The organism is Sphingomonas humi (assembly GCF_039536725.1).
Lineage (GTDB): Bacteria > Pseudomonadota > Alphaproteobacteria > Sphingomonadales > Sphingomonadaceae > Sphingomicrobium > Sphingomicrobium humi.
This window is the reverse complement of sequence record NZ_BAAAZD010000001.1, coordinates 1,162,387-1,181,282: the sequence shown is the minus strand read 5'-3', so window position 1 is coordinate 1,181,282 and position 18,896 is coordinate 1,162,387. Positions and strand designations below refer to the sequence as shown.

Sequence of the window (18,896 nt, the reverse complement as noted above, 5' to 3'; positions counted from 1 at the left end):
GTCAGAGCCGCTCCGCCAACAACCTGCAGATTGCGACACAGCCCGCTTCGTCCACGGCGTCGAAGCGGGCTTTTTGCGGCGCGTCGAGGTCGAGCACGGCGAGCAGCAGGCCATCGCGCACGATCGGGACCACCAGTTCGCTCTCGCTCGCGGCGTCGCAGGCGATGTGGCCGGGGAAGGCGTGGACATCCTCGACCCGCTGCACCTCAAGGGTTTCGGCCGCCGTCCCGCACACGCCGCGGCCGAAGGGGATGCGGATGCAGGCCGGGCGGCCCTGGAAGGGACCCAGCACCAGTTCGCCCCCGACATTGCGGTAGAAACCCGCCCAGTTGAGGCCGGGCAGCGTTTCCCAGATCAGCGCCGCGATATTGGCCATGTTGGCGATCCCGTCGCTTTCGCCCGCGGTCAGGCCGTCGACCGCGGCGAGCAGGTCGGCATAAAGGGTCGCCTTGTCGGCGGCCTCGATCTTGAAGTCGTACATTGGGGGTCTCTAGCCTATTTCCCCGTCGCTGCGAGCGGAGCGAGGCAACCCCTGCTGTGGTGCAGTCAGTGGATTGCTTCGGCTTAGCCTCGCAATGACGCAATCACATTCTTCAGCGCAGCGGGGCGGCGTCAATGGTCCGCGCCGCCGGATGATGCTTGTCGAGATGCTTCTTGATGATGCGCAGGTTGCGCGTGTTCGAGCGGAAAAAATAGTCGGGGATCGCGCCGACGAACGGGATCATGCCGAGCAGCCAGTCGATCCCGATGTTCTTGCCCATCCGCGCGATCTGCCACTTGCTCATGCCAAGGTTGCGCGCTTCCCACGCCAGATAGGCGCCGAGGCCCGCGGCGATCGTCGGGCCGACCCCCGGCACGAAGTCGAGGATGACGTCGAGCCCGATCCGCTTGTTGGTGCCCGGAATTGGCAGCGCACGCTCGAGGAGATGCTCGAGCGCCTCTAGCCGCTGGCGGACGTGGCGCGGCTCGCTGCCGAGCGGGAGATCGCGAGCGAACGGGTGGGTCTGAGTGGTCATGACCCTAATTTCGTGTGTCGGCGGCGATCCGCAAGTCCGTCAGCGTGTGGAGCCCGAAGCGGTTCTCCGCGAAGCCCGCGACGCCGCGCGCCGCCAGCGACCAGCGGACCGGCGCGGCGATGGGGATGAACAGCACTTCCTCGCGCATCAGCCGTTCGGCATCGGCGAAGAAACGGTTGCGCTGCGGCGGGAAGCCCGTCAGCCGCGCGGCGTCGAGCAACTGGTCGGCCTCTTCCGAGCAGACGGGCACGAAATCGCAGCGGAAGCGGCGCAGGAACCAGGCCGGCGAGCTCGATGGCGCGACCTCGTCGATGAAGCGGAAATCGGCCGGCCCCTCGCCCGCTTCGACCACCTGCAGCCCGAGCGGCTCCCAGTCGGCCTTGAGGCGCTGGAGGATGATCGCTCCGCCAGGGCCGCCCGGAAGCGCCACCCTGACCACCCGGCGCGGCTCAAGGGTCGGCGGCGATTGCGATCCGCTGGCAAGCGGAAACAGTGCGCGGCCCCGTTCGGTCAGCGCGGGCCGCCGCTCTTCCTGCGACAATGGTGCCCATTCGGGCTGGAAGGGCGCGGAAATGCCGTCGAGCCCCGGCTGGAGCAGGCTGGCGCGTGGCTGCAGGCCCGGGACGGACAAGGCGGCGACCATCGCCTGACGGTCGATCGCCGCGTCGAGCAGGGCGCGCACCGCCTGGTCGGCGGCAAGCCCGTCCTTGCGCGCAGGGACCAGCCCGAACAGGCCGGCGACTGGGTCGATCCGAAGGCTGTTGCGCGGGAGCTTGGCGGAAGTCGCCAAGGGAACGTCGGCGACCGTGCCGCCAAGAACCAGCTCGATTTCGCCCGAGGCGAATCGCGCGATCGCCTGCCGGGCGCTGGCCTTACCCAGCCGCACCCTTTCCTGCTGGGCTTCGTCGCCGTCGAACCCCGGCAGGGTGCGCGTCAGGAGTAGGCTGTCCCCGTCGGCCTTTTCGGTCAGCGGCCCGCTTCCCGCGTTCCCGCGGACCAGCCCGAATTCGGGTTGCGCAAGCAGTTGCAGCAGGTGGGGGCGCGGCGCGTTCAGTTCGATCGCGATCACCCGGTCGGTCATCGCGACGACTTCGCGTACTGCGCCCAGCGTATCGAGCAGGGGGTCGCGGCCGCGCCGGGCGAGCTGGCGCTGGATCAGCCGTACCACGTCACGGGCACGGACCTTGCGCCCGTCGCTCCATCCGTCCGAGCGCAGGCGGAAGACGTAGCTCAGGCCATCGTCGCTGACCGCCCAGCGTTCGGCGAGCCCGGGGGCGATGTCGCCCGCCGCGTCGAACCGGACCAGCCCCTGCGCGACATTGCTCACCAGCATGAGGTCGGGCGCGGCGAGATTGCCCGACAGGGGATCCGAAAGCTTCGGAAGCCGGTCGGCAATGATCACCGCGTCCACTTCGCCGGTCCCGGCCTGGCGGCAGCCGTTCAGCCCTGCGACAGCGGCAACCAGCAGCAGGAGGCTGGCGCTGCGATCGAAGCGGCGGTGAAGCTTGCGAAGGGGCACCCTCACCCTCTAGCCGAGCACCGCCGTCCGAACCAAGGGGTGGCGCGGCGCAAACCCCTAGTCACGGCAATCCAGCTGTATTAGGGCACTAGGTCACTTGGGACGGGTTTTGTGTGAATGGCGGATCGCGACTCACCCTGGCAGCGAGATGGTCGCAACGTCGAGGATCTTCCCGATCCCTTCGCCGCGCCCCTGTTCGGCGGTGCCCCGACGGTGAAGCGCCGGCGCTGGTGGCAGCGCGCCGACAAGCCCGCGGCCGAGCCCGCAGAGGTGGCACCGGCAGCCGAGACGCCTTCGACGACCTGGCTCGACCGGTCCGACCATGCTGCCTTCCTGCGCGCCGGGCCTGAGCGGACGGGCGGCGGCGAGGCACCCCCGGTTGCGCCCGAGCTGCCGCCCTCGCGGCGGCGGCGCTGGATACGCTGGGGACTGATCGGCTTTGCGGCGTTTACCCTCATCACCCTGTTGTGGCTAATCTTCACCGCGCCGCTCGGCCGCGCACTCGAGCCCTTGCCCAATCCGGCGATGCTGATCGTTTCCGCCGAAGGCCGCCCGATCGCCCGGCGCGGGGCGATCAAGGAAGCGCCGGTCGAAATCGCCAAACTGAAGCCCTACACCCCGGCCGCCTTCGTCGCGATCGAGGACCGGCGCTTCTATCGCCACTGGGGGATCGATCCGCGCGCCATCGCCCGCGCCTTCGTCGCCAACCTGCAGGCAGGCGGCGTTCGGCAGGGCGGCTCGACCCTGACCCAGCAGCTGGCCAAGACCAGCTTCCTGTCATCCGACCGCGCGCTGAAGCGCAAGGCGCAGGAGGTGATCATCGCTTTCTGGCTGGAAGGCTGGCTGACCAAGGACGAGATCCTGTCGCGCTACCTGTCGTCGGTCTATTTCGGCGACGGCGTCTATGGCCTGCGCGCCGCTGCGCACCATTATTTCGGGCGCGAGCCCGAAAACCTCACCCTCGCGCAATCGGCCATGCTGGCCGGGCTGGTCCAGGCGCCGAGCCGGCTTGCCCCGACCCGCAATCTTGCCGGCGCGCAGAAACGGGCCAGGCTGGTTCTTGCCGCGATGGTCGACACCGGTGCGACGAGTGCGGCCAAGGCGCGCAGCGCGCTGGCCGTCCCCGCCCGCCCGGTCCGCCGCGTCCAGAAGGTGCCGACCGGCACCTATTTTGCCGACTGGGTCGCGCCCCAGGCCGCCGACGCCTTCGAAACCGATTTCGGCGAGGTGAAGGTCACCACGACGCTCGACGCCGACCTCCAGCGGCTGGCGACCCGCGCGATTGCCAATGCGCCGCTGGGCGAGGGCGTGCAGGCGGCGCTGGTGGCGATGCGCCCCGACGGCCGGGTCGTGGCGATGGTCGGAGGGCGCTCCTACAAGGATTCGACCTTCAACCGTGCGACCCAGGCGCGGCGGCAGCCGGGCTCCGCTTTCAAGCTGTTCGTCTATCTCGCGGCATTGCGGTCGGGCTACACCCCCGATTCGGTGATCGACGACAAGCCGATCACCATCGATGGCTGGAGCCCGGCCAACAGCGACGGCGTGTTCCGCGGGCCGGTGACGCTGAAACAGGCGTTCGCCCGTTCGAGCAACGCGGCCACCGTTCGCCTGTCCGAAGCCGTCGGCCGCGACCGCGTCCTGCGCACCGCGCGCGAACTTGGCATTTCCACTCCGCTGCCCGATTCGCCAAGCGTGGCGCTCGGGACCGCGGGGGTCAGCCTGCTCGAGCTGACGGCCGCCTACGCCGGGGTCGCGGGCGGGCGCTATCCGGTAAGCGCCACCGGCCTCCCCCCTGCCGGCGCCCAGGGCGAGGCGCAGGACTTCACCGCCACGCTGTTCGGACGCGGCGGGCAGCTCGACGAGAGCCGCGACTGGAAGCCGATGCTCGACCTCCTGTGGGCCGCCGCCAACGAGGGTACCGGGCGCAAGGCCGCGCTTGCCACCGCCACCTTCGGCAAGACCGGGACCAGCCAGGACAATCGCGACGCGCTGTTCGTCGGCTTCGCGGGCGACCTCGTGGTCGGCGTGTGGGTCGGGCGCGACGACAACAAGTCGCTCGGCAAGAATGTCTCGGGCGGAACACTCCCGGCGCAGATCTGGCGCAGCTTCATGGCGCCGGCGCTGAGCGTCGACGGCCGCGGCGCATCGGCGCTTCCCGCAAGTTATCGCGTACCGCGTCGCACGCCCGGCCCGAATGCGCCGCAACCGGCTATAATGGATGGGGTCGAGGCGTGGTTCGAGCGCCTGTCCGGCCTTGCCGACACCGTTCTCAACGAAAGGCGCTAAAACCGTCTAAGATGGTGAACCGACATTTACCTGCCGGTTCAACCACTCCTTAACTCCTTGCCTCCTAGAACCACTCTCGACCGACGGGCCAACAACGTCTGCCGGTGCCGGGGCCGCCCCCGGGGGACAAAGTGGAACTAGGAGACCGGACATGACCAATTTCTTCAAGATGCTGAACAACGAAGACGGCGCCACCGCGATTGAATACGGCCTGATCGCCGCCCTCATCGCCGTCGCCGCGATCACCGCGCTGACCAGCATCGGCACCAACCTCAACAAGACCTTCACGAACGTCGGCACCAGCCTCAACAAGGGCTAATCCGGCTCCGGCGTAAGCCGGAACAAGCGGGGCCCCGCCTTCGACCTCTCCAGTGGGGGCGACGGCGGGGCCTTTCGCGTTTCCGGCCCCGGCGCAGGCTGGCGACTTACACCAAATAATAACCTTTTCGGACCATTACTCACGGTGCCGGGTGGCGAGAATCTTTTTCCGGGGTGGGGGAAGCTTCGACGATCCGCCCACAGGGAGAATGACGATGACCAAGTTTCTGGAGCTTCTGTCGAACGAGGACGGAGCCACCGCAATCGAATACGGCCTGATTGCCGCGCTGATCGCAGTCGCCGCCATTGGCGCGCTCACGACCATCGGCGACAATCTCAACAAGACCTTCACCAACGTCGGCACCCAGCTCAACAAGGGCTAAGCGCCGCCGCTTCCCAGCGAAGCGTCACGGACGGAAGGGCATCGGGAAACCGGTGCCCTTTCTCGTTTCAGGCAAGCATGGTGCAGGAAGCGGCAACAAAGGGGTTGGCAGGGGCCGAGAAGCCCCCTAAAGGCCCGCGGACACGGGGCCGTAGCTCAGCTGGGAGAGCGTCGCAATGGCATTGCGAAGGTCAGGGGTTCGATCCCCCTCGGCTCCACCATGTCCTTAAAAAGGCCGCCTTCGGGTGGCCTTTTTTCGTTAGGCGCCGGCGCGGCCGGGCATGAAAAAAGGGCGGAGCCTGAGGCCCCGCCCTTGTTCTCGAAAAACCCGTTCGGGCCGGTGTCCGGCTTACAGGTTGTCCTCGTCCTCGTTCTGCGTCTCGACGCCAAGGTCGTCGTCGCCGGTCGACAGATCGACCTCGTCGTCGGCGCTGGGCTCTTCATCCTCATCCGGCAGCGCCAGGTCTTCCGCACCGAGGTCGGAATCGGCCTGCGCCGCGGGCGCCGCGACCGAGACCTGCTCGAACGGCATCGGCTGCTTGGACTTCAGCACCGGCTCGGGGACGAAGGTATTACCGCACTCGATGCAGGTGACCGGATCGTCCTTGCCGAGATCGTAGAAACGGGTCGCACACTTGGGGCAGGTGCGCTTGGTGCCCCACTCGGGCTTCACCATGGCTGAGGATCTCCAACTGAAAAAGGGCCGGCGGCACTGCTGCCCCGGCTGATCGGGGCGCGCCTTGCCATAGCAGGGGGGCAGTGTCAAAGCGCGCGGGCCCTCCTTGACGGGCCTGTGACCGGGGAGATCGCTCGTGCCCGACATTCAACGCCGCACCTTCCTGCAGGGCAGCCTTGCCGCCGGGGCGTGCGCGATTGCGGCACCGCTGCGGGCCCGCGGACCAGCCTCCTTCCCGCCCCCCGACCTGGAGCGGATGGTCGCCGTGCCCGGCGGCCGGGTCTATGTCCGCGCCAACGGCGCGCTCAAGGGTGGCAAGCCGCCGCTGGTGATGATCCACGGCGGTCCGGGCAGCACCCACGGCGGCTTCCTTCCCGCACTCGCGCTGGCGGACGAGCGGGCGATCATCCTCTACGACCAACTCGGCAGCGGGCGATCCGACCCGATCACGCCGGCCGACTGGAAGGTGCCCCGCTTCGTTGCCGAGCTGGAGCCGATTCGCCGCGCGCTCGGTGTCGAACGCTGGCACGTCCTTGGCGGTAGCTGGGGCGGCACGATCGCGCTCGAATATGGCGCGCTGCGCCCGCCCGCGCTCGCCAGCCTGATCCTTGCGAGCCCGCTCGTGTCCACCCGCCGGTGGCTTGCCGACGCCAATGCCCTGCGCAGCAAACTGCCCGCCGACGTCCGCCAGGCACTCGATCGCTGCGATCCGCCGGCATCGGCGTCCGCCGCCTGCGCCACCGCCTCTGAACAGTATAACAGCCGCTATCTCGCGCGCGAGCCGCGCATGTCCGCCGTCATTGCTTATGCCGAAGCGCAGCAGAAGGCTGGCGGCCGCGGTTTCAACAATGCGCTCTACCAAGGCATGTGGGGCAGCACCGAATTCATCGCGACCGGGACCCTGCGCGACTATGATGGCGAGCCGCTGCTGGCGAAGCTCGACGGCAGGCACACCCTGTTCATGGTCGGCCAATATGACGAAGCCCGTCCGGTCACCGCTGCCGACTTCGCCGAACGCGTGCCTGGTGCCGAACTGGCCGTGGTGCCCGGGGCTGGCCACGCCATCCCTTCCGATCGCCCGGACGAATATAATGCCATCCTGCGCAACTGGCTGCGCCGGCAGGACCAGGCATGAGCCTCGTCATCGCCGTCGATGGCCCCGCCGCCAGTGGCAAGGGAACGGTCGCCCGCGGCCTTGCCCGCCATTACGGGCTGCCGCACCTCGACACCGGCAAGCTTTATCGCGCCGTCGCCCTGTCCCTCCTGCGCTGGGGCGGTGATCCCGACAGCGAGTTCGCGGCGCTGCGCGCCGTGCACGAGATTTCGGGGCTGATGGACGATCCCGAACTCAAGAGCGAGACGGTCGGCGGGATTGCCAGCCGGATCAGCGCCTACCCTGCGGTTCGCGCCGCGCTGCTCGAACGCCAGCGCGAATTTGCCGGCCAGCCCGGCGGCGCGGTGCTCGATGGACGCGACATCGGCACGGTGATCGCGCCGCAGGCGACCGCCAAGCTGTTCGTCACCGCCGCGGTCGAGGAACGGGCCAAACGCCGCCACGCCGAACTCACCGCCGCCGGTCTCCCCGTCCACCTCGAGGACGTCCTCATCGACCTTCGCGCCCGCGACGAGCGCGACAGCCATCGCTCGGCTGCACCACTGGTGATGGCCGACGACGCGCTGCTGCTCGAAACCACCACGATGGGTCCCGATGAGGCTCTCGCGGAAGCCATCCGTCTGGTGGAAAGCCGCCGCCGCTCCTAAGGGTCGGGCTATGACCTCCCCTTCTCTGCGCACAGGCGGCCGCCTGCTCGTCGACCAGCTCCGCATCCAGGGCTGTGACCGGATCTTCACCGTTCCCGGCGAGAGCTTCCTCGCAGTTCTCGATGCGCTCCACGACACATCCGACATCGACGTCGTTGTTTGTCGCCAGGAGGGCGGTGTCTCTTACATGGCCGAGGCCGACGGCAAGATGACCGGCCGCCCCGGCGTCGCCTTTGTCACTCGCGGCCCCGGTGCGACCAACGCCACACCCGGCGTCCATGTCGCTTTCCAGGACTCGACGCCGATGATCCTGTTCGTCGGCGATCTCGACCGCCGCGACAAGGACCGCGAGGGCTTCCAGGAAATCGACTTTCCGGCCTTCTTCGGCCCGATCGCCAAATGGGCCGCGCGGATCGACGATGCCCGCCGGATCCCCGAATATGTCGCTCGCGCCTGGCGCGTCGCCACTGCTGGCCGCCCGGGCCCGGTCGTCCTCGCGCTGCCCGAGGACATGCTGCGCGATGAGGTCGAAGCCGCCGACCGCCTGCCCGTCCCCCCGGTGGTCGAGCATCCCGACCCCAGCGCCATCGCCACCCTGCACGAGCTTCTGAAGGACGCCGCCGCCCCCCTCGCCATCGTCGGCGGCGCGGACTGGAGCCCGTGCGCCGCGCACCATTTCGCCGCCTGGGCCGAGCGCACCGGCATCCCCGTCGCCGCCGCCTTCCGCCGCCAGGACGCGGTCGCGAACGATTGCCCGGTCTATGCCGGCAACCTTGGCTATGGCCCCAATCCAAAGCTCATCCAGCGGGTGAAAGACGCCGACCTGCTGCTGGTGGTCGGTGCCCGCCTCGGGGAAGCGACCACTGACGGTTACACGCTGATCACGCCCGACCATCCGGGCCAGACGATCGTCCACGTCCACCCCGACCCCAATGAACTTGGCCGGGTCTATCATGCCGACCTCCCGATCTGCTCCGACATGGGCGAGTTCGCGCAGGACCTCGACGCCTGGGACGATGACGACCTCCTCCCCTTCGGCGCCGGCGCGGAGGCCCATGCCGACTATCTCGCGTGGAGCGAGCCTGCCCCGCGCGATGGCGTGACGCTCGACCTCGGGCCGTGCGTGGCGCTGCTGCGCGAGAAGCTTCCGGCCGACACCATCGTCTGCAATGGCGCGGGCAATTTTTCGGGCTGGGTCCATCGCTACTGGCGCTACGCCGCGACGCCGTGCCAGCTAGCGCCCACCAGCGGAACGATGGGCTATGGCCTTCCGGCGGCGGTCGCTGCCTCGCTGCGCTTTCGCGATCGGTCGGTCCTGTGCGTCGCGGGCGACGGGGACTTCCTGATGAACGGACAGGAACTCGCCACCGCCGCGCAATATGGCGCCAACCTCCTCGTACTGGTCGTCGACAATGGAAGCTACGGCACCATCCGCATGCACCAGGAGCGCGACTATCCCGAGCGGCTCAGCGCCACCACGCTCCACAACCCCGATTTCGCCGCCCTCGCCCGGGCGTTCGGCGCCTGGTCCGCGACGGTCGAACATACCGAGGACTTCGCCCCGGCGCTCGACGACGCGCTCGGCCGCTCGGGGCTGCGCCTCCTCCACCTCAAGACCGACGTCGAGGTGATCACCAACGGCACCACCATCACCGCGCTGCGGGAGAAGGCGCGGGGGTAGGTTTGCTTTCCCGTCATTACGGGCCAAGGGCGAAGCAATCCACTGCGCGACCCGCACCATGGATTGCTTCGCTTCGCTCGCAATGACAGCATGCGTACATGCACCGTCTCATCATGCTCGCCGCCCTGCTTCTCGTTGGGGCCGCCCCTGCCGCCGCGGCCCCCGCGGCCATGCCGCCGGTCCTGACCCTGCGCGAGCGCGCCACCCTCCACGACAGGCTGCTCGCCGACCGGCTCGACACCATCGTCCCCAAGCTGATGCGTGAGCAGGGGATCGACATGTGGGTGCTGGTCGCCCGCGAATATGTCGAGGATCCGGTCGTCATGACCATGCTCGACGCGGAAAATCTGCACGCGCGCCGCCGCACCATCCTCGTCTTCTTCGACCCTGGCGCGGGCAAGCCGGTCGAGCGCCTGACCGTCAGCCGCTATGGCCTTGCCGGCCTGTTTCAGCCCGCCTGGAACCCGGAGGCCGAACCCGACCAATGGAAGGCGCTCGCCAAACTGATCGCCGCCCGCGATCCCAAGCGGATCGCGATCAATTCGAGCGCGCTCAGCCAGTTCGCCGATGGCCTGACCCTCAGCCAGTTTGAGGGCCTTTCCGCCGCGCTCCCCCCGGCCATGCGCGCGCGCTTCGTCCGCACCGACGAGCTTGCGGTCGGTTGGCTCGAGGCCCGCACGCCCGCCGAGATGAAGGTCTATCCGCAGCTGCTGCAGGTGACCCACGCGATTATCGCCGAAGCGCTCAGCAACAAGGTCATCACGCCCGGCAAGACCACCGCCAACGACGTCCGCTGGTGGATGCGCGAAAAGGTCAGTAGCCTTGGCATGACCGTCTGGTTCCACCCGTCGCTGTCGATCTTCCGCAAGGGCCAGGCCGCAGCGCTGCAGGAAGATGCGGTGATCCAGCCCGGCGACATGCTGTGGACCGATTTCGGAATCACCTACCTCGGCCTCAACAGCGACGTGCAGCAGCTTGGCTATGTCCTAAAACCGGGCGAGCGCGATGCACCGAAGGGCCTGCGCGACGGCCTTGCCGCCGCCAATCGCGTGCAGGATGCGCTGACGTCGAGCTACCGCGTCGGCCTCACCGGCAACCAGGTGCTGGCGGCCGCGCGGGCCAAGGCCATCGCTGCTGGCCTCACCCCCTCCATCTACTCGCACCCGATCGGCTTCCACGGCCACGGCGCCGGAAGCAGCATCGGCTTCTGGGACAATCAGAATGCGGACCCGCGCGGAGAGCGCCCGATCCGCCCCAACACCGCCTGGTCGATCGAGCTCAACGCCAAGGCGAGGGTGCCCGAGTGGGACAATCAGGAAATAGAGTTTCGCCAGGAGGAGAATGCCTTCTTCGACGGCGCCAGCGTGCGTTACCTCGATGGACGGCAGACCGCCTTCCACCTCATCGGCCCGGCCAAGTAAGCAGCAGCAGGAAGAACCGCACGTGATCAGCCCCGCATTCCGCCGCCGCTCGTTTCTTGCCGGCACCGGCGCCCTTGCCACCACGCTCGCCCTGCCGACCCGCGCATTTGCGGCAATGGTCGCCGAGCAGGTCGTCCCTCGCCCACTGCCGACGCCCATCAGTGCCGCCGAACGGATCGGCCGGCTGGCGAAGGCGCAGGAGCTTCTCCGCGCCAACCGGCTCGGCGCGATGCTGGTCGAATCCGGGCCCAGCCTCGATTATTACACCGGCATCCAGTGGTGGCGGAGCGAGCGGCTGACCGGCGTCGTCATCCCGGCCGAGGGCGATCCGATCGTCGTCACGCCTTTCTTCGAGCGCCCCAGCATCGCCGAGCAGCTCGAGGTCCCGGCCGAAATCCGCACCTGGCAGGAAGATGAGGAGCCCCTGAAGCTGGTCGCCGACTTCCTGCGCGAACGGAAGGTCACTGGCCAGCCGATCGCGTTCGAGGAAACCAACCGCTTCTTCCTTGGCGATCGCCTGGCCGCGCAATTGCCCGGCGCCCGGATCGTCAATGCGAACGCGGTGGTGCGCGCCCAGCGGATGCTGAAGTCGCCCGCCGAACTGGCCCTGATGCAGGCGGCGAGCGACATCACCATCGCCGCTTTCCGCACCGCCCATGCAAATTTGAAGGCCGGGATGAGCTCTGGCGACATCAGCGCCGCCATCGTCGCCGCCACTAAAGCGCTTGGCGGCGAGAGCGACGGCAACCTCGTCCTGATCAACGAGGCCGCGGCCCTTCCGCACGGGTCGCGCAAGCCGCACACGCTGGCGCCCGGCGATCTCGTCCTCATCGACGGCGGCTGCAACCTCCACGGCTATCAGTCCGATATCAGCCGCACCTTCATCTTCGACGGCGCGCCGAGCCCTGATCAGCGCAAGGTCTGGGAACAGGTCCATCGCGGCCAGCAGATCGCGCTCGCCGCGGCAAAGGTCGGCGCGCCGGCCGGAAGCGTCGACGATGCGGTGCGCAAGGCATATGAAAGCTGGGGCTATGGCCCGGGCTACAAGCTTCCCGGCACCTCCCACCGGACCGGGCACGGCATCGGCATGGAAGGCCACGAGCCGGTCAATCTGGTGCGCGGCGAAATTACGCCGCTTCGCCCCGGCATGTGCTTCTCGAACGAGCCCGGCATCTATCTACCCGGCCGCTTCGGGGTGCGCCTCGAAGATTGCTTCACCATGACGGCGACCGGCCCCAGATGGTTCACCACCCCGGCGCCGAGCATCGACCAGCCATTCGCCTGATGCCCGCGCCGCCGGGCGTTCCCCCGCCTAGCGCGACCTGACGCTGATCCGCGCTTCGAACGCACCCTTCGACAGCGTCGATTCCATGCGGCCGCCGACGCTTGCCAGCATCCGCCGCATCAGTTCGCTGCCGGTGCCACCCGTCACCTTCGACAGGTCGAGCAAGGGCGTCTCGCCATCGTTATCCTCGGACCAGTCGATCTCGAACCCTTCTTCGGTGGTCCGGGCCGTGATCCGCACCCGCCCGCGTCCGGACATGGCGCCATATTTGAGGCTGTTGGTGCTGAGTTCACCGAGCACCAGCGCAAACGCCTTCGACTTTTCCTCGTCGAGCTTCACGTCGGGCAGCGGGCCGATTTCCACCGCATCGACATTGCCGAAGCCCTTCAGCACATTGTCGATGATGCTGGCGAGCGTGCTTTCGCGCACTTCAATCAGGCTGCTCTGGGCCCCTGCCAGGTGCATCAGCCTGGTGGCGAGTTCGTTGGCAAATTCCCGGTGCTGCGGCTGGTCCTTGGCCATCGCCATGCTGACCGCGGCCCCGACCGTATAGGCGTTGCGCAGACGGTGCTTCATTTCCGCCGCGACCGAGGCGAGCGCTTCCTGCTTCACCTTGCGGTCGGTCACATCGTGCGACGAGCACAGGATGGCGGCGACCTCGCCCCGCGCGTCGCGGACCGGCGTGACGGTAACGTCCCACCACCGGGGCGTGCCCTTGGCGGTGGGGCAGAACGCCTCGAACCGATAAAAGCGGCCAGCGCTCGCCTCGGCCAGCGAGGTGGCGATCTGCCCCTGCGTCTCGGCCGGCCACAGGCTTTCCCACGGACAGCCGGCGACCAGGCCGAAATCATCGACCTCCATCGCCCGCATGCCGTTGCAGTTCATGAATTGCAGCGCGCCGTCTACGTCCAGCAGCTTGATGCAGTCGTCGCTCTGGTCGAAGAAGGCCAGCACCACTGACGACAGCGGCAGCCCGTGATCCTGGAGGAAACCAAGCGCACCCGCGTTCGGACTTTCCTCCCTGTCCCTAAGCCGTTCGGCTGCGATCACATTCTGCATGGCGCCGTCATAAACCAAGTCGGAGCGAAGTCACTCCTACCCGCGGAGGCGGCGTTCCGCGGGCGGTGCAGCAGGGAATGGCGTCAGATCAGCCCCGCCAGGGGGCTCGACGGGTCGGCATAGCGGCGCTTGGCCATCCGCCCGGCGCGATAGGCCAGCCGCCCGCTTTCCACCGCCGCCTTCATCGCGCGGGCCATCAGGATCGGATCCTTGGCCTCGGCGATGGCGGTATTCATCAGCACTCCGTCACAGCCCAGTTCCATCGCCGCCGCCGCATCGCTCGCGGTGCCGACCCCGGCATCGACCAGCACCGGAACCTTGGCGCCTTCGACGATCAGCCGGATGGTGACCGGGTTCTGCACGCCCAGCCCCGATCCAATGGGGGCGCCGAGCGGCATCACCGCGACTGCCCCGGCGTCCTCGCAGCGCCGCGCCATGATCGGATCGTCGGTGCAATAGACCATCACCTCGAAGCCCTCCTTGGCCAGAAGCTCGGTCGCGCGGACGGTCTCGATCATGTCGGGATAGAGCGTCTTGGCCTCGGCCAGCACTTCGAGCTTCACGAGCTTCCACCCGCCGGCCTCGCGCGCCAGGCGCAGCGTCCGGATCGCTTCCTCGGCGGTGAAGCAGCCCGCCGTGTTGGGGAGGTAGGTGGTGACCTTGGGGTCGATGAAGTCGGTCAGCATGGGCGCATTGGGGTCAGTGAGGTTCACCCGGCGCACCGCCACGGTGACGATCTCCGCCCCGCTTGCCGCCACTGCAGCCGCATTCTGTTCGAGGCTCTTGTACTTGCCGGTGCCGACAATGAGGCGCGAACGGAAGGTGCGCCCGGCGACGCTCCACAGGTCATCGTCGGTGGAAGCGGCGGGCGAAGGGACTGGATGGCTGGCCATGCGGGCTGATATGAGGGCTTGGCCGATGCTTGCAACGCTCTTCGCTCTTTCGCTCGCCGCTGCCGAGCCCGACATCGTGGTCAGCCGGTCCGCCGCGATCCCCTCGATCGAGCGTATCCTTGCCGCCGACAACCTCGACATAGAGGCGCTGAGCCCGCGCGAGGTCGCCGCAGCGATGGCCGGCATCAAGCGAGGCGCCGCCCCGGCCGCCTTCTGGCAGGCCTACCAGGCCCATGTCCGTGCCTGGACGTCCTACGCCGATGCGATCGATGCCGTCGCGGCGCGCCCCCCGGGCGAACCTGCGCCAGCGAGCGCCGAATGGGCCGTGGGCACTGCTCGTACGGCCATCAACGCGACATTCGACGAGGTCGAGCGCCAAGCCCGCCACCAAGGCGCGCGCCTGCCGCTTCCCCGCACCCGGCTCTAATCAGCCGCCGCCGACAAAGTGCACGATCTCGTAATCGTCGCCGTCCTCGACCATCACCTCGGCCAGCGTCGAACGCGGCACGATCTCGAGATTGCGCTCCACCGCCACCCGCGCCGGGTCGAGCCCGAGCTCCCCGACCAGGCCTGCGACGCTGGTGCCGGCGGCGACGCGGCGATGCTCGCCGTTGACCTTGATGCTGTGGGTTTCGGTTTCGCTCATTTGACTGGAACATCTAGGTGGCGGATGAGGCTGCGGCAATGCGCACCATCCTTGTCCTGAACGGCCCCAACCTCAACCGGCTCGGCACGCGCGAGCCCGAGGTCTATGGGTCCGACACCCTCGACGATATCGCGGGCCGCCTTCACGAGCAGGCCGGGAAGCTCGGAGTCGGGGTCGACGTCCGCCAGTCCAATCACGAGGGCCATCTGATCGACTGGCTGCACGAGGCGACGGACAGCGGCATGCACGCCGTCATCCTCAATGCCGGCGGGCTGACCCACACGTCGGTCGCGCTGCGCGACGCGATCGGCGCGATCCCGCTGCCGGTCATCGAAGTCCACCTCAGCAACCCCGCCGCCCGCGAAAGCTTCCGCCGGCGCAGCCTCATCGCGGGGGTGTGCAAGGGATCGATCAGCGGCTTTGGCGCGCTATCCTATGTCCTTGCACTGGACGCCGCCGCCCGGCTCTGACAGAGCGCGGCGCGAGAATAACAGGGAAGTTTTCATGTCCGAGGACCATAAGCAGATGCGTATCGACGCCGGCCTTGTGCGCGAGCTCGCCGAGCTTCTGAGCGCCAACGAACTGTCCGAGATCGAAGTCGAAGACGGCGATCGCAAGATCAAGGTCAAGCGCGAGCTGACCGTCGCGGCCGCCCCCGTGCAGCATGTGGTCGCCGCTCCGGCCGCCGCCGCTCCGGCCGGTTCCGCGCCGCAGGCCGATGCCGCTTCCGCCGCCGCGCCCGAACTTTCCGGCGACATGGTCCGTTCGCCCATGGTCGGCACCTGCTACCTTGCCGCCGAGCCCGGCGCCGCCAATTTCGTCAGCGTCGGCGACACGGTGAAGCAGGGCGACACCCTCCTCATCGTCGAAGCGATGAAGGTCATGAACCCGATCGTCGCCCCGCGCGGCGGCCGCATCACCCAGCTGCTGGTCGCCAATGCCCAGCCGGTGGAGTTCGATCAGCCCCTCGCGGTCATCGAGTAAGATGCGCAAGATCAACAAGCTGCTGATCGCCAACCGCGGCGAGATCGCGCTGCGCATCCAGCGCGCTGCCAAGGAGCTGGGGATCAAGACGGTCGCGGTCCACTCCACCGCCGACGCCGATGCCATGCACGTCCGCCTCGCCGACGAAGCGATCTGCATCGGGCCGCCCGCAGCGCGCGACAGCTACCTCAATATTCCGAACATCATCTCGGCGGCGGAGATCGTCCACGCCGACGCGATCCACCCCGGCTACGGCTTCCTGTCGGAAAACGCCCAGTTCGCCGAGATCGTCGAACTCCACAACATCATCTGGGTCGGCCCCAAGCCCGAGCACATCCGCGTGATGGGCGACAAGGTCGAGGCCAAGCGCACCGCCGCCAAGCTCGGCCTGCCGCTGGTGCCCGGCTCCCCCGGCCCGATCAGCGACCTTGCCGAAGCCAAGGCGATTGCCGATGAGATCGGCTATCCGGTCCTGATCAAGGCCGCGTCCGGCGGCGGCGGCCGGGGCATGAAGGTGGTCCCGAACCCCGAACAGCTCGAAACCCTGATGGCGCAGGCCTCGAGCGAGGCCAATGCCGCGTTCGGCGATCCCACCGTCTACATGGAAAAGTATCTCGGCGACCCGAAGCATATCGAGTTCCAGATCTTCGGCGACGGCGAGGGCCAGGCGATCCATCTTGGCGAGCGCGACTGTTCGGTCCAGCGCCGCCACCAGAAGGTCATCGAGGAAGCGCCCTCGCCGGTCGTTTCCGCAAGCCAGCGCGCCCAGATGGGCGAGCGGGTCCGCAAGGCGATGGCCGACATGGGCTATCGCGGCGCCGGCACCATCGAGTTCCTCTACGAGGAGGGCGAATTCTACTTCATCGAGATGAACACCCGCCTGCAGGTGGAGCATCCGGTGACCGAGATGATCAGCGGCCTCGACCTCGTCGCCGAACAGCTCCGCATCGCCGAGGGCCGCGGCCTGTCGGTGACCCAGGACCAGGTGCAGCTGAAGGGCCATTCGATCGAGTGCCGGATCAACGCCGAGGACCCGGAAACCTTCGCGCCCTCGCCGGGGCTCGTGAAGAACTATGTCGCCCCCGGCGGCCTGCAGACCCGCGTCGATAGCGGGCTCTATTCGGGCTACAAGGTGCCGCCTTACTACGACAGCATGATCGGCAAGCTGATCGTGTGGGGCGAAGACCGCGACGCCGCCATCTGCCGCCTCCGCCGCGCGCTCGAGGAGTTCGTGCTCGAAGGCCTCAAGACCAACGTCCCGCTTCACCAGCGCATCCTCAAGGAAGAAGCGTTCGCGAGCGGCGAGTACACGATCAAGTGGCTCGAGCGCTGGCTCGAGGAGCAGCGGGACTGACGGTCCCGCATCCGTCATGGCGGGCGGAAGGCGACAGGGTTCGGTCGGGTGGATTGCTTCGCTTCGCTCGCAATGACGCTGGCGGACGACTAGGTTGCAGCCATGAGCCTTCCGCTCGACCCTGACCTCCTGCTTCACGGCTATGCCTCGGGCGTGTTTCCGATGGCCGACGACCGGGCCAGCGACGAACTCTTCTGGGTCGAGCCGCGCGAGCGCGCGATCATTCCGCTGGAAGGTTTCCATTGCTCGCGCAGCCTTGCCAAGCGTCTGCGCTCGGGCCGCTTCACGGTCACCGCCGACAAGGATTTCGCTTCCGTCCTGCTCGGCTGCGCGGACCGGCCGCAGACCTGGATCAACCGCCCGATCGAGGCGGCGATGCTGGCACTCCACGCCCGCGCCCAGGCCCATTCGGTCGAGGTCTGGCTGGACGAGCGGCTGGTCGGCGGAGTTTACGGCGTCGCGCTCGGCCGCGCCTTTTTCGCCGAAAGCATGTTCAGCCGGACCCGCGATGCGTCAAAGGTCGCGCTTGCCTTCCTGATCGCGCGCCTGCGCACCGGGCATTTCAGCTTGTGCGACTGCCAGTTCCTGACCGACCACCTCGCCTCGCTCGGCGCGGTGGAGATCCCGCGCACGACCTACGTCGGGTTGCTGGGCGAGGCCCTGCGCTCGGCCGGCGAGCCGCCGCGGCCCGACTGGTCGTCATTGGACGGACTGCTGTCGTCCGACACCGCGCCGGCCTCGTCGGCGGCAGCCGGGAAGTTCATCGCGCAGCTCTTGACCCAGACGTCGTAGACGCGGTGCTCGACCACGTTCAGCGATGGGCTTTCCTTGTAGAGCCAGCCTGAAAAGACCCGGTCCCAGCCGCCTTCGGGCTGCTCGACGTCGACCTGGACGAACGCACCGGTCAGCTGGTCGAACTCCCACGGCGGGGTGGTCTCGCAGGCGCGCAGCCGAACGATCAGGTCCTTGGCGCGAACCGCCTGCCCGGGCTTCATCCGGACGTCGCGGACGATGCCGTTGCGCTTGTTGAGAATGCCGAGCACCGCCACCCGCTCGTTCATCGGGGTGGTGCCGGGCGCCAGCGGCTCGGCCTTTACCGCCGCAGCGGGCTTGTCTGCCTTGTCGCCGCGGCCGGGCAAGCGGTCGCACCCGGCCGTGGCCAGGCCGACAGCGAGAACGACGCCAAGCGCTCTACGCACCTCAGTCCGGAGTCCAGGCCTGGTAATCGCCGGTCGCCGCTGCGCGCTTGCCGCCGCGCGAAAGCGATCCCGCTGGGCGGAACGTCTCACCGGTGCCCGACAGGTTAGGCTGGCCGGGCTTTTCGAAGGCGCGGCGCGGCGGAAGCGAATCAGCGGCCGAGGGCACGCCGTCGATCTGTCCGCGCAGCCAGCCCTGCCACTGCGGCGGCGTCCGGCTGCTGTCGTTCGACCCGCTGTAGATCACCCAGCGGCGCCGGGGATCCTTGCGATGTTCGAAATAGACGTTGCCCATGTCGTCGCGGCCGACCTCGCGCCCGTGGCGACGGGTGAACAGCGCGGTGCCGATGGTGGCACCGTTCCACCAGGTGAAGATGCGGCCGAGAAATCCCATGGCTCGCGCCCCTAGCGGGTCGGGA

The 18,896-nt window shown here is 68.1% G+C and carries 20 protein-coding genes, 1 tRNA gene and 2 pseudogenes; 14 read left to right on the top strand and 9 right to left on the bottom strand.

The annotated features are described in order from the left end of the window. Position 1: 1 nt before the first annotated feature. From ABD729_RS05895 to ABD729_RS05885, 3 genes are all read right to left on the bottom strand, one after another. Positions 2-481, bottom strand: coding sequence for a GAF domain-containing protein (locus ABD729_RS05895; RefSeq protein ID WP_344709229.1), 480 nt, complete (start codon positions 479-481; stop codon positions 2-4). Between the two features lie 112 nt (positions 482-593). Then, positions 594-1,016 carry a DUF4112 domain-containing protein gene (locus ABD729_RS05890; protein WP_344709228.1) on the bottom strand — a complete coding sequence of 141 codons (423 nt, stop codon included), beginning with the start codon at positions 1,014-1,016 and terminating at the stop codon, positions 594-596. Positions 1,017-1,020: 4 nt separating this feature from the next. After that, positions 1,021-2,535, bottom strand: coding sequence for an ABC transporter substrate-binding protein (locus ABD729_RS05885; RefSeq protein ID WP_344709227.1), 1,515 nt, complete (start codon positions 2,533-2,535; stop codon positions 1,021-1,023). A 117-nt stretch (positions 2,536-2,652) separates the two neighbouring features. Here ABD729_RS05885 and ABD729_RS05880 point away from each other — a divergent pair, with 117 nt between their 5' ends. The 4 genes from ABD729_RS05880 (at position 2,653) to ABD729_RS05865 (ending at position 5,742) form a co-directional block, all read left to right on the top strand. After that, the gene (locus tag ABD729_RS05880) at positions 2,653-4,821 is read left to right on the top strand and encodes a transglycosylase domain-containing protein (RefSeq protein ID WP_344709226.1); all 2,169 of its coding nucleotides are present in this window, start codon (positions 2,653-2,655) and stop codon (positions 4,819-4,821) included. A gap of 151 nt (positions 4,822-4,972) precedes the next feature. Continuing rightward, positions 4,973-5,140, top strand: a complete 168-nt coding sequence (locus ABD729_RS05875; RefSeq protein WP_344709225.1) for a Flp family type IVb pilin — start codon at positions 4,973-4,975, stop codon at positions 5,138-5,140. A 214-nt stretch (positions 5,141-5,354) separates the two neighbouring features. Next, complete coding sequence (locus tag ABD729_RS05870; protein ID WP_344709224.1) at positions 5,355-5,522, top strand: Flp family type IVb pilin; 168 nt, start codon at positions 5,355-5,357, stop codon at positions 5,520-5,522. A gap of 144 nt (positions 5,523-5,666) precedes the next feature. Beyond that, positions 5,667-5,742 (top strand) — tRNA-Ala (locus tag ABD729_RS05865). Positions 5,743-5,870: 128 nt separating this feature from the next. Here ABD729_RS05865 and ABD729_RS05860 read toward each other — a convergent pair. Next, a complete protein-coding gene (locus ABD729_RS05860) occupies positions 5,871-6,197 on the bottom strand; it encodes a TIGR02300 family protein (RefSeq protein ID WP_344709223.1) in 327 nt (108 codons plus the stop codon). 136 nt (positions 6,198-6,333) lie between these two features. Here ABD729_RS05860 and ABD729_RS05855 point away from each other — a divergent pair, with 136 nt between their 5' ends. The 5 genes from ABD729_RS05855 to ABD729_RS05835 all read left to right on the top strand — a co-directional run bounded on the left by ABD729_RS05855 (position 6,334) and on the right by ABD729_RS05835 (position 12,345). Next, positions 6,334-7,332, top strand: coding sequence for a proline iminopeptidase-family hydrolase (locus ABD729_RS05855; RefSeq protein WP_344709222.1), 999 nt, complete (start codon positions 6,334-6,336; stop codon positions 7,330-7,332). Continuing rightward, the gene (gene cmk, locus ABD729_RS05850; protein WP_344709221.1) at positions 7,329-7,958 is read left to right on the top strand and encodes a (d)CMP kinase; all 630 of its coding nucleotides are present in this window, start codon (positions 7,329-7,331) and stop codon (positions 7,956-7,958) included. Before ABD729_RS05855 ends, cmk begins: the two co-directional genes overlap by 4 nt. 10 nt (positions 7,959-7,968) lie before the next feature. Next, the gene (locus ABD729_RS05845) at positions 7,969-9,639 is read left to right on the top strand and encodes a thiamine pyrophosphate-binding protein (protein WP_344709220.1); all 1,671 of its coding nucleotides are present in this window, start codon (positions 7,969-7,971) and stop codon (positions 9,637-9,639) included. A 98-nt stretch (positions 9,640-9,737) separates the two neighbouring features. Further along, entirely contained in the window at positions 9,738-11,060 is a 1,323-nt protein-coding gene (locus ABD729_RS05840) for a M24 family metallopeptidase (protein ID WP_344709219.1), read from the top strand. Positions 11,061-11,082: 22 nt separating this feature from the next. Then, complete coding sequence (locus ABD729_RS05835) at positions 11,083-12,345, top strand: M24 family metallopeptidase (protein ID WP_425564850.1); 1,263 nt, start codon at positions 11,083-11,085, stop codon at positions 12,343-12,345. Positions 12,346-12,372: 27 nt separating this feature from the next. On the opposite strand, the gene ABD729_RS05830 is transcribed toward ABD729_RS05835, so the two are convergent. Next, positions 12,373-13,404, bottom strand: a complete 1,032-nt coding sequence (locus tag ABD729_RS05830) for a PAS domain-containing protein (RefSeq protein WP_344709218.1) — start codon at positions 13,402-13,404, stop codon at positions 12,373-12,375. Positions 13,405-13,487: 83 nt separating this feature from the next. Then, complete coding sequence (locus ABD729_RS05825) at positions 13,488-14,297, bottom strand: thiazole synthase (protein ID WP_486387595.1); 810 nt, start codon at positions 14,295-14,297, stop codon at positions 13,488-13,490. Between the two features lie 25 nt (positions 14,298-14,322). Between ABD729_RS05825 and ABD729_RS05820 the strand changes: the two genes are divergently transcribed. Next, positions 14,323-14,724: a hypothetical protein gene (locus ABD729_RS05820; protein WP_344709217.1), complete on the top strand. Its 402-nt coding sequence runs from the start codon at positions 14,323-14,325 to the stop codon at positions 14,722-14,724. A 3-nt stretch (positions 14,725-14,727) separates the two neighbouring features. Here the strand turns inward: ABD729_RS05820 and thiS are convergent. Beyond that, positions 14,728-14,943: pseudogene (gene thiS / locus ABD729_RS05815) on the bottom strand (sulfur carrier protein ThiS); the annotation flags it as partial. A 38-nt stretch (positions 14,944-14,981) separates the two neighbouring features. Here thiS and aroQ point away from each other — a divergent pair. The 4 genes from aroQ (at position 14,982) to aat (ending at position 18,073) form a co-directional block, all read left to right on the top strand. Further along, positions 14,982-15,413 carry a type II 3-dehydroquinate dehydratase gene (aroQ, locus tag ABD729_RS05810; protein WP_344709216.1) on the top strand — a complete coding sequence of 144 codons (432 nt, stop codon included), beginning with the start codon at positions 14,982-14,984 and terminating at the stop codon, positions 15,411-15,413. A gap of 34 nt (positions 15,414-15,447) precedes the next feature. Beyond that, positions 15,448-15,927 (top strand): acetyl-CoA carboxylase biotin carboxyl carrier protein, encoded by a 480-nt coding sequence (gene accB / locus ABD729_RS05805; protein ID WP_344709215.1) that lies wholly within the window; start codon positions 15,448-15,450, stop codon positions 15,925-15,927. Position 15,928: 1 nt separating this feature from the next. Next, a complete protein-coding gene (accC, locus tag ABD729_RS05800; RefSeq protein ID WP_344709214.1) occupies positions 15,929-17,281 on the top strand; it encodes an acetyl-CoA carboxylase biotin carboxylase subunit in 1,353 nt (450 codons plus the stop codon). Positions 17,282-17,383: 102 nt separating this feature from the next. Next, positions 17,384-18,073 (top strand): leucyl/phenylalanyl-tRNA--protein transferase, encoded by a 690-nt coding sequence (aat, locus tag ABD729_RS05795; RefSeq protein ID WP_344709213.1) that lies wholly within the window; start codon positions 17,384-17,386, stop codon positions 18,071-18,073. Positions 18,074-18,108: 35 nt separating this feature from the next. Here aat and ABD729_RS05790 read toward each other — a convergent pair. Beyond that, positions 18,109-18,276 (bottom strand): annotated as a pseudogene (locus ABD729_RS05790) (DUF2155 domain-containing protein); the annotation flags it as partial. 205 nt (positions 18,277-18,481) lie between these two features. After that, on the bottom strand, positions 18,482-18,871 hold the full coding sequence (locus tag ABD729_RS05785) for an NADH:ubiquinone oxidoreductase subunit NDUFA12 (RefSeq protein WP_344709212.1): 390 nt from the start codon (positions 18,869-18,871) through the stop codon (positions 18,482-18,484). Between the last annotated feature and the right edge of the window lie 25 nt (positions 18,872-18,896).

Excerpts from the sequence above, each read along its gene's own strand:
- ABD729_RS05895 (WP_344709229.1), bottom strand. The coding sequence starts at position 481 with ATGTACGACTTCAAGATCGAGGCCGCCGACAAGGCGACCCTTTATGCC.
- ABD729_RS05890 (WP_344709228.1), bottom strand. The coding sequence starts at position 1,016 with ATGACCACTCAGACCCACCCGTTCGCTCGCGATCTCCCGCTCGGCAGC.
- ABD729_RS05880 (WP_344709226.1), top strand. The coding sequence starts at position 2,653 with ATGGCGGATCGCGACTCACCCTGGCAGCGAGATGGTCGCAACGTCGAG.
- ABD729_RS05875 (WP_344709225.1), top strand. The coding sequence starts at position 4,973 with ATGACCAATTTCTTCAAGATGCTGAACAACGAAGACGGCGCCACCGCG.
- ABD729_RS05870 (WP_344709224.1), top strand. The coding sequence starts at position 5,355 with ATGACCAAGTTTCTGGAGCTTCTGTCGAACGAGGACGGAGCCACCGCA.
- ABD729_RS05860 (WP_344709223.1), bottom strand. The coding sequence starts at position 6,197 with ATGGTGAAGCCCGAGTGGGGCACCAAGCGCACCTGCCCCAAGTGTGCG.
- cmk (WP_344709221.1), top strand. The coding sequence starts at position 7,329 with ATGAGCCTCGTCATCGCCGTCGATGGCCCCGCCGCCAGTGGCAAGGGA.
- ABD729_RS05845 (WP_344709220.1), top strand. The coding sequence starts at position 7,969 with ATGACCTCCCCTTCTCTGCGCACAGGCGGCCGCCTGCTCGTCGACCAG.
- ABD729_RS05840 (WP_344709219.1), top strand. The coding sequence starts at position 9,738 with ATGCACCGTCTCATCATGCTCGCCGCCCTGCTTCTCGTTGGGGCCGCC.
- ABD729_RS05830 (WP_344709218.1), bottom strand. The coding sequence starts at position 13,404 with ATGCAGAATGTGATCGCAGCCGAACGGCTTAGGGACAGGGAGGAAAGT.
- ABD729_RS05825 (WP_486387595.1), bottom strand. The coding sequence starts at position 14,297 with ATGGCCAGCCATCCAGTCCCTTCGCCCGCCGCTTCCACCGACGATGAC.
- ABD729_RS05820 (WP_344709217.1), top strand. The coding sequence starts at position 14,323 with ATGCTTGCAACGCTCTTCGCTCTTTCGCTCGCCGCTGCCGAGCCCGAC.
- aroQ (WP_344709216.1), top strand. The coding sequence starts at position 14,982 with ATGCGCACCATCCTTGTCCTGAACGGCCCCAACCTCAACCGGCTCGGC.
- accB (WP_344709215.1), top strand. The coding sequence starts at position 15,448 with ATGTCCGAGGACCATAAGCAGATGCGTATCGACGCCGGCCTTGTGCGC.
- accC (WP_344709214.1), top strand. The coding sequence starts at position 15,929 with ATGCGCAAGATCAACAAGCTGCTGATCGCCAACCGCGGCGAGATCGCG.
- aat (WP_344709213.1), top strand. The coding sequence starts at position 17,384 with ATGAGCCTTCCGCTCGACCCTGACCTCCTGCTTCACGGCTATGCCTCG.
- ABD729_RS05785 (WP_344709212.1), bottom strand. The coding sequence starts at position 18,871 with ATGGGATTTCTCGGCCGCATCTTCACCTGGTGGAACGGTGCCACCATC.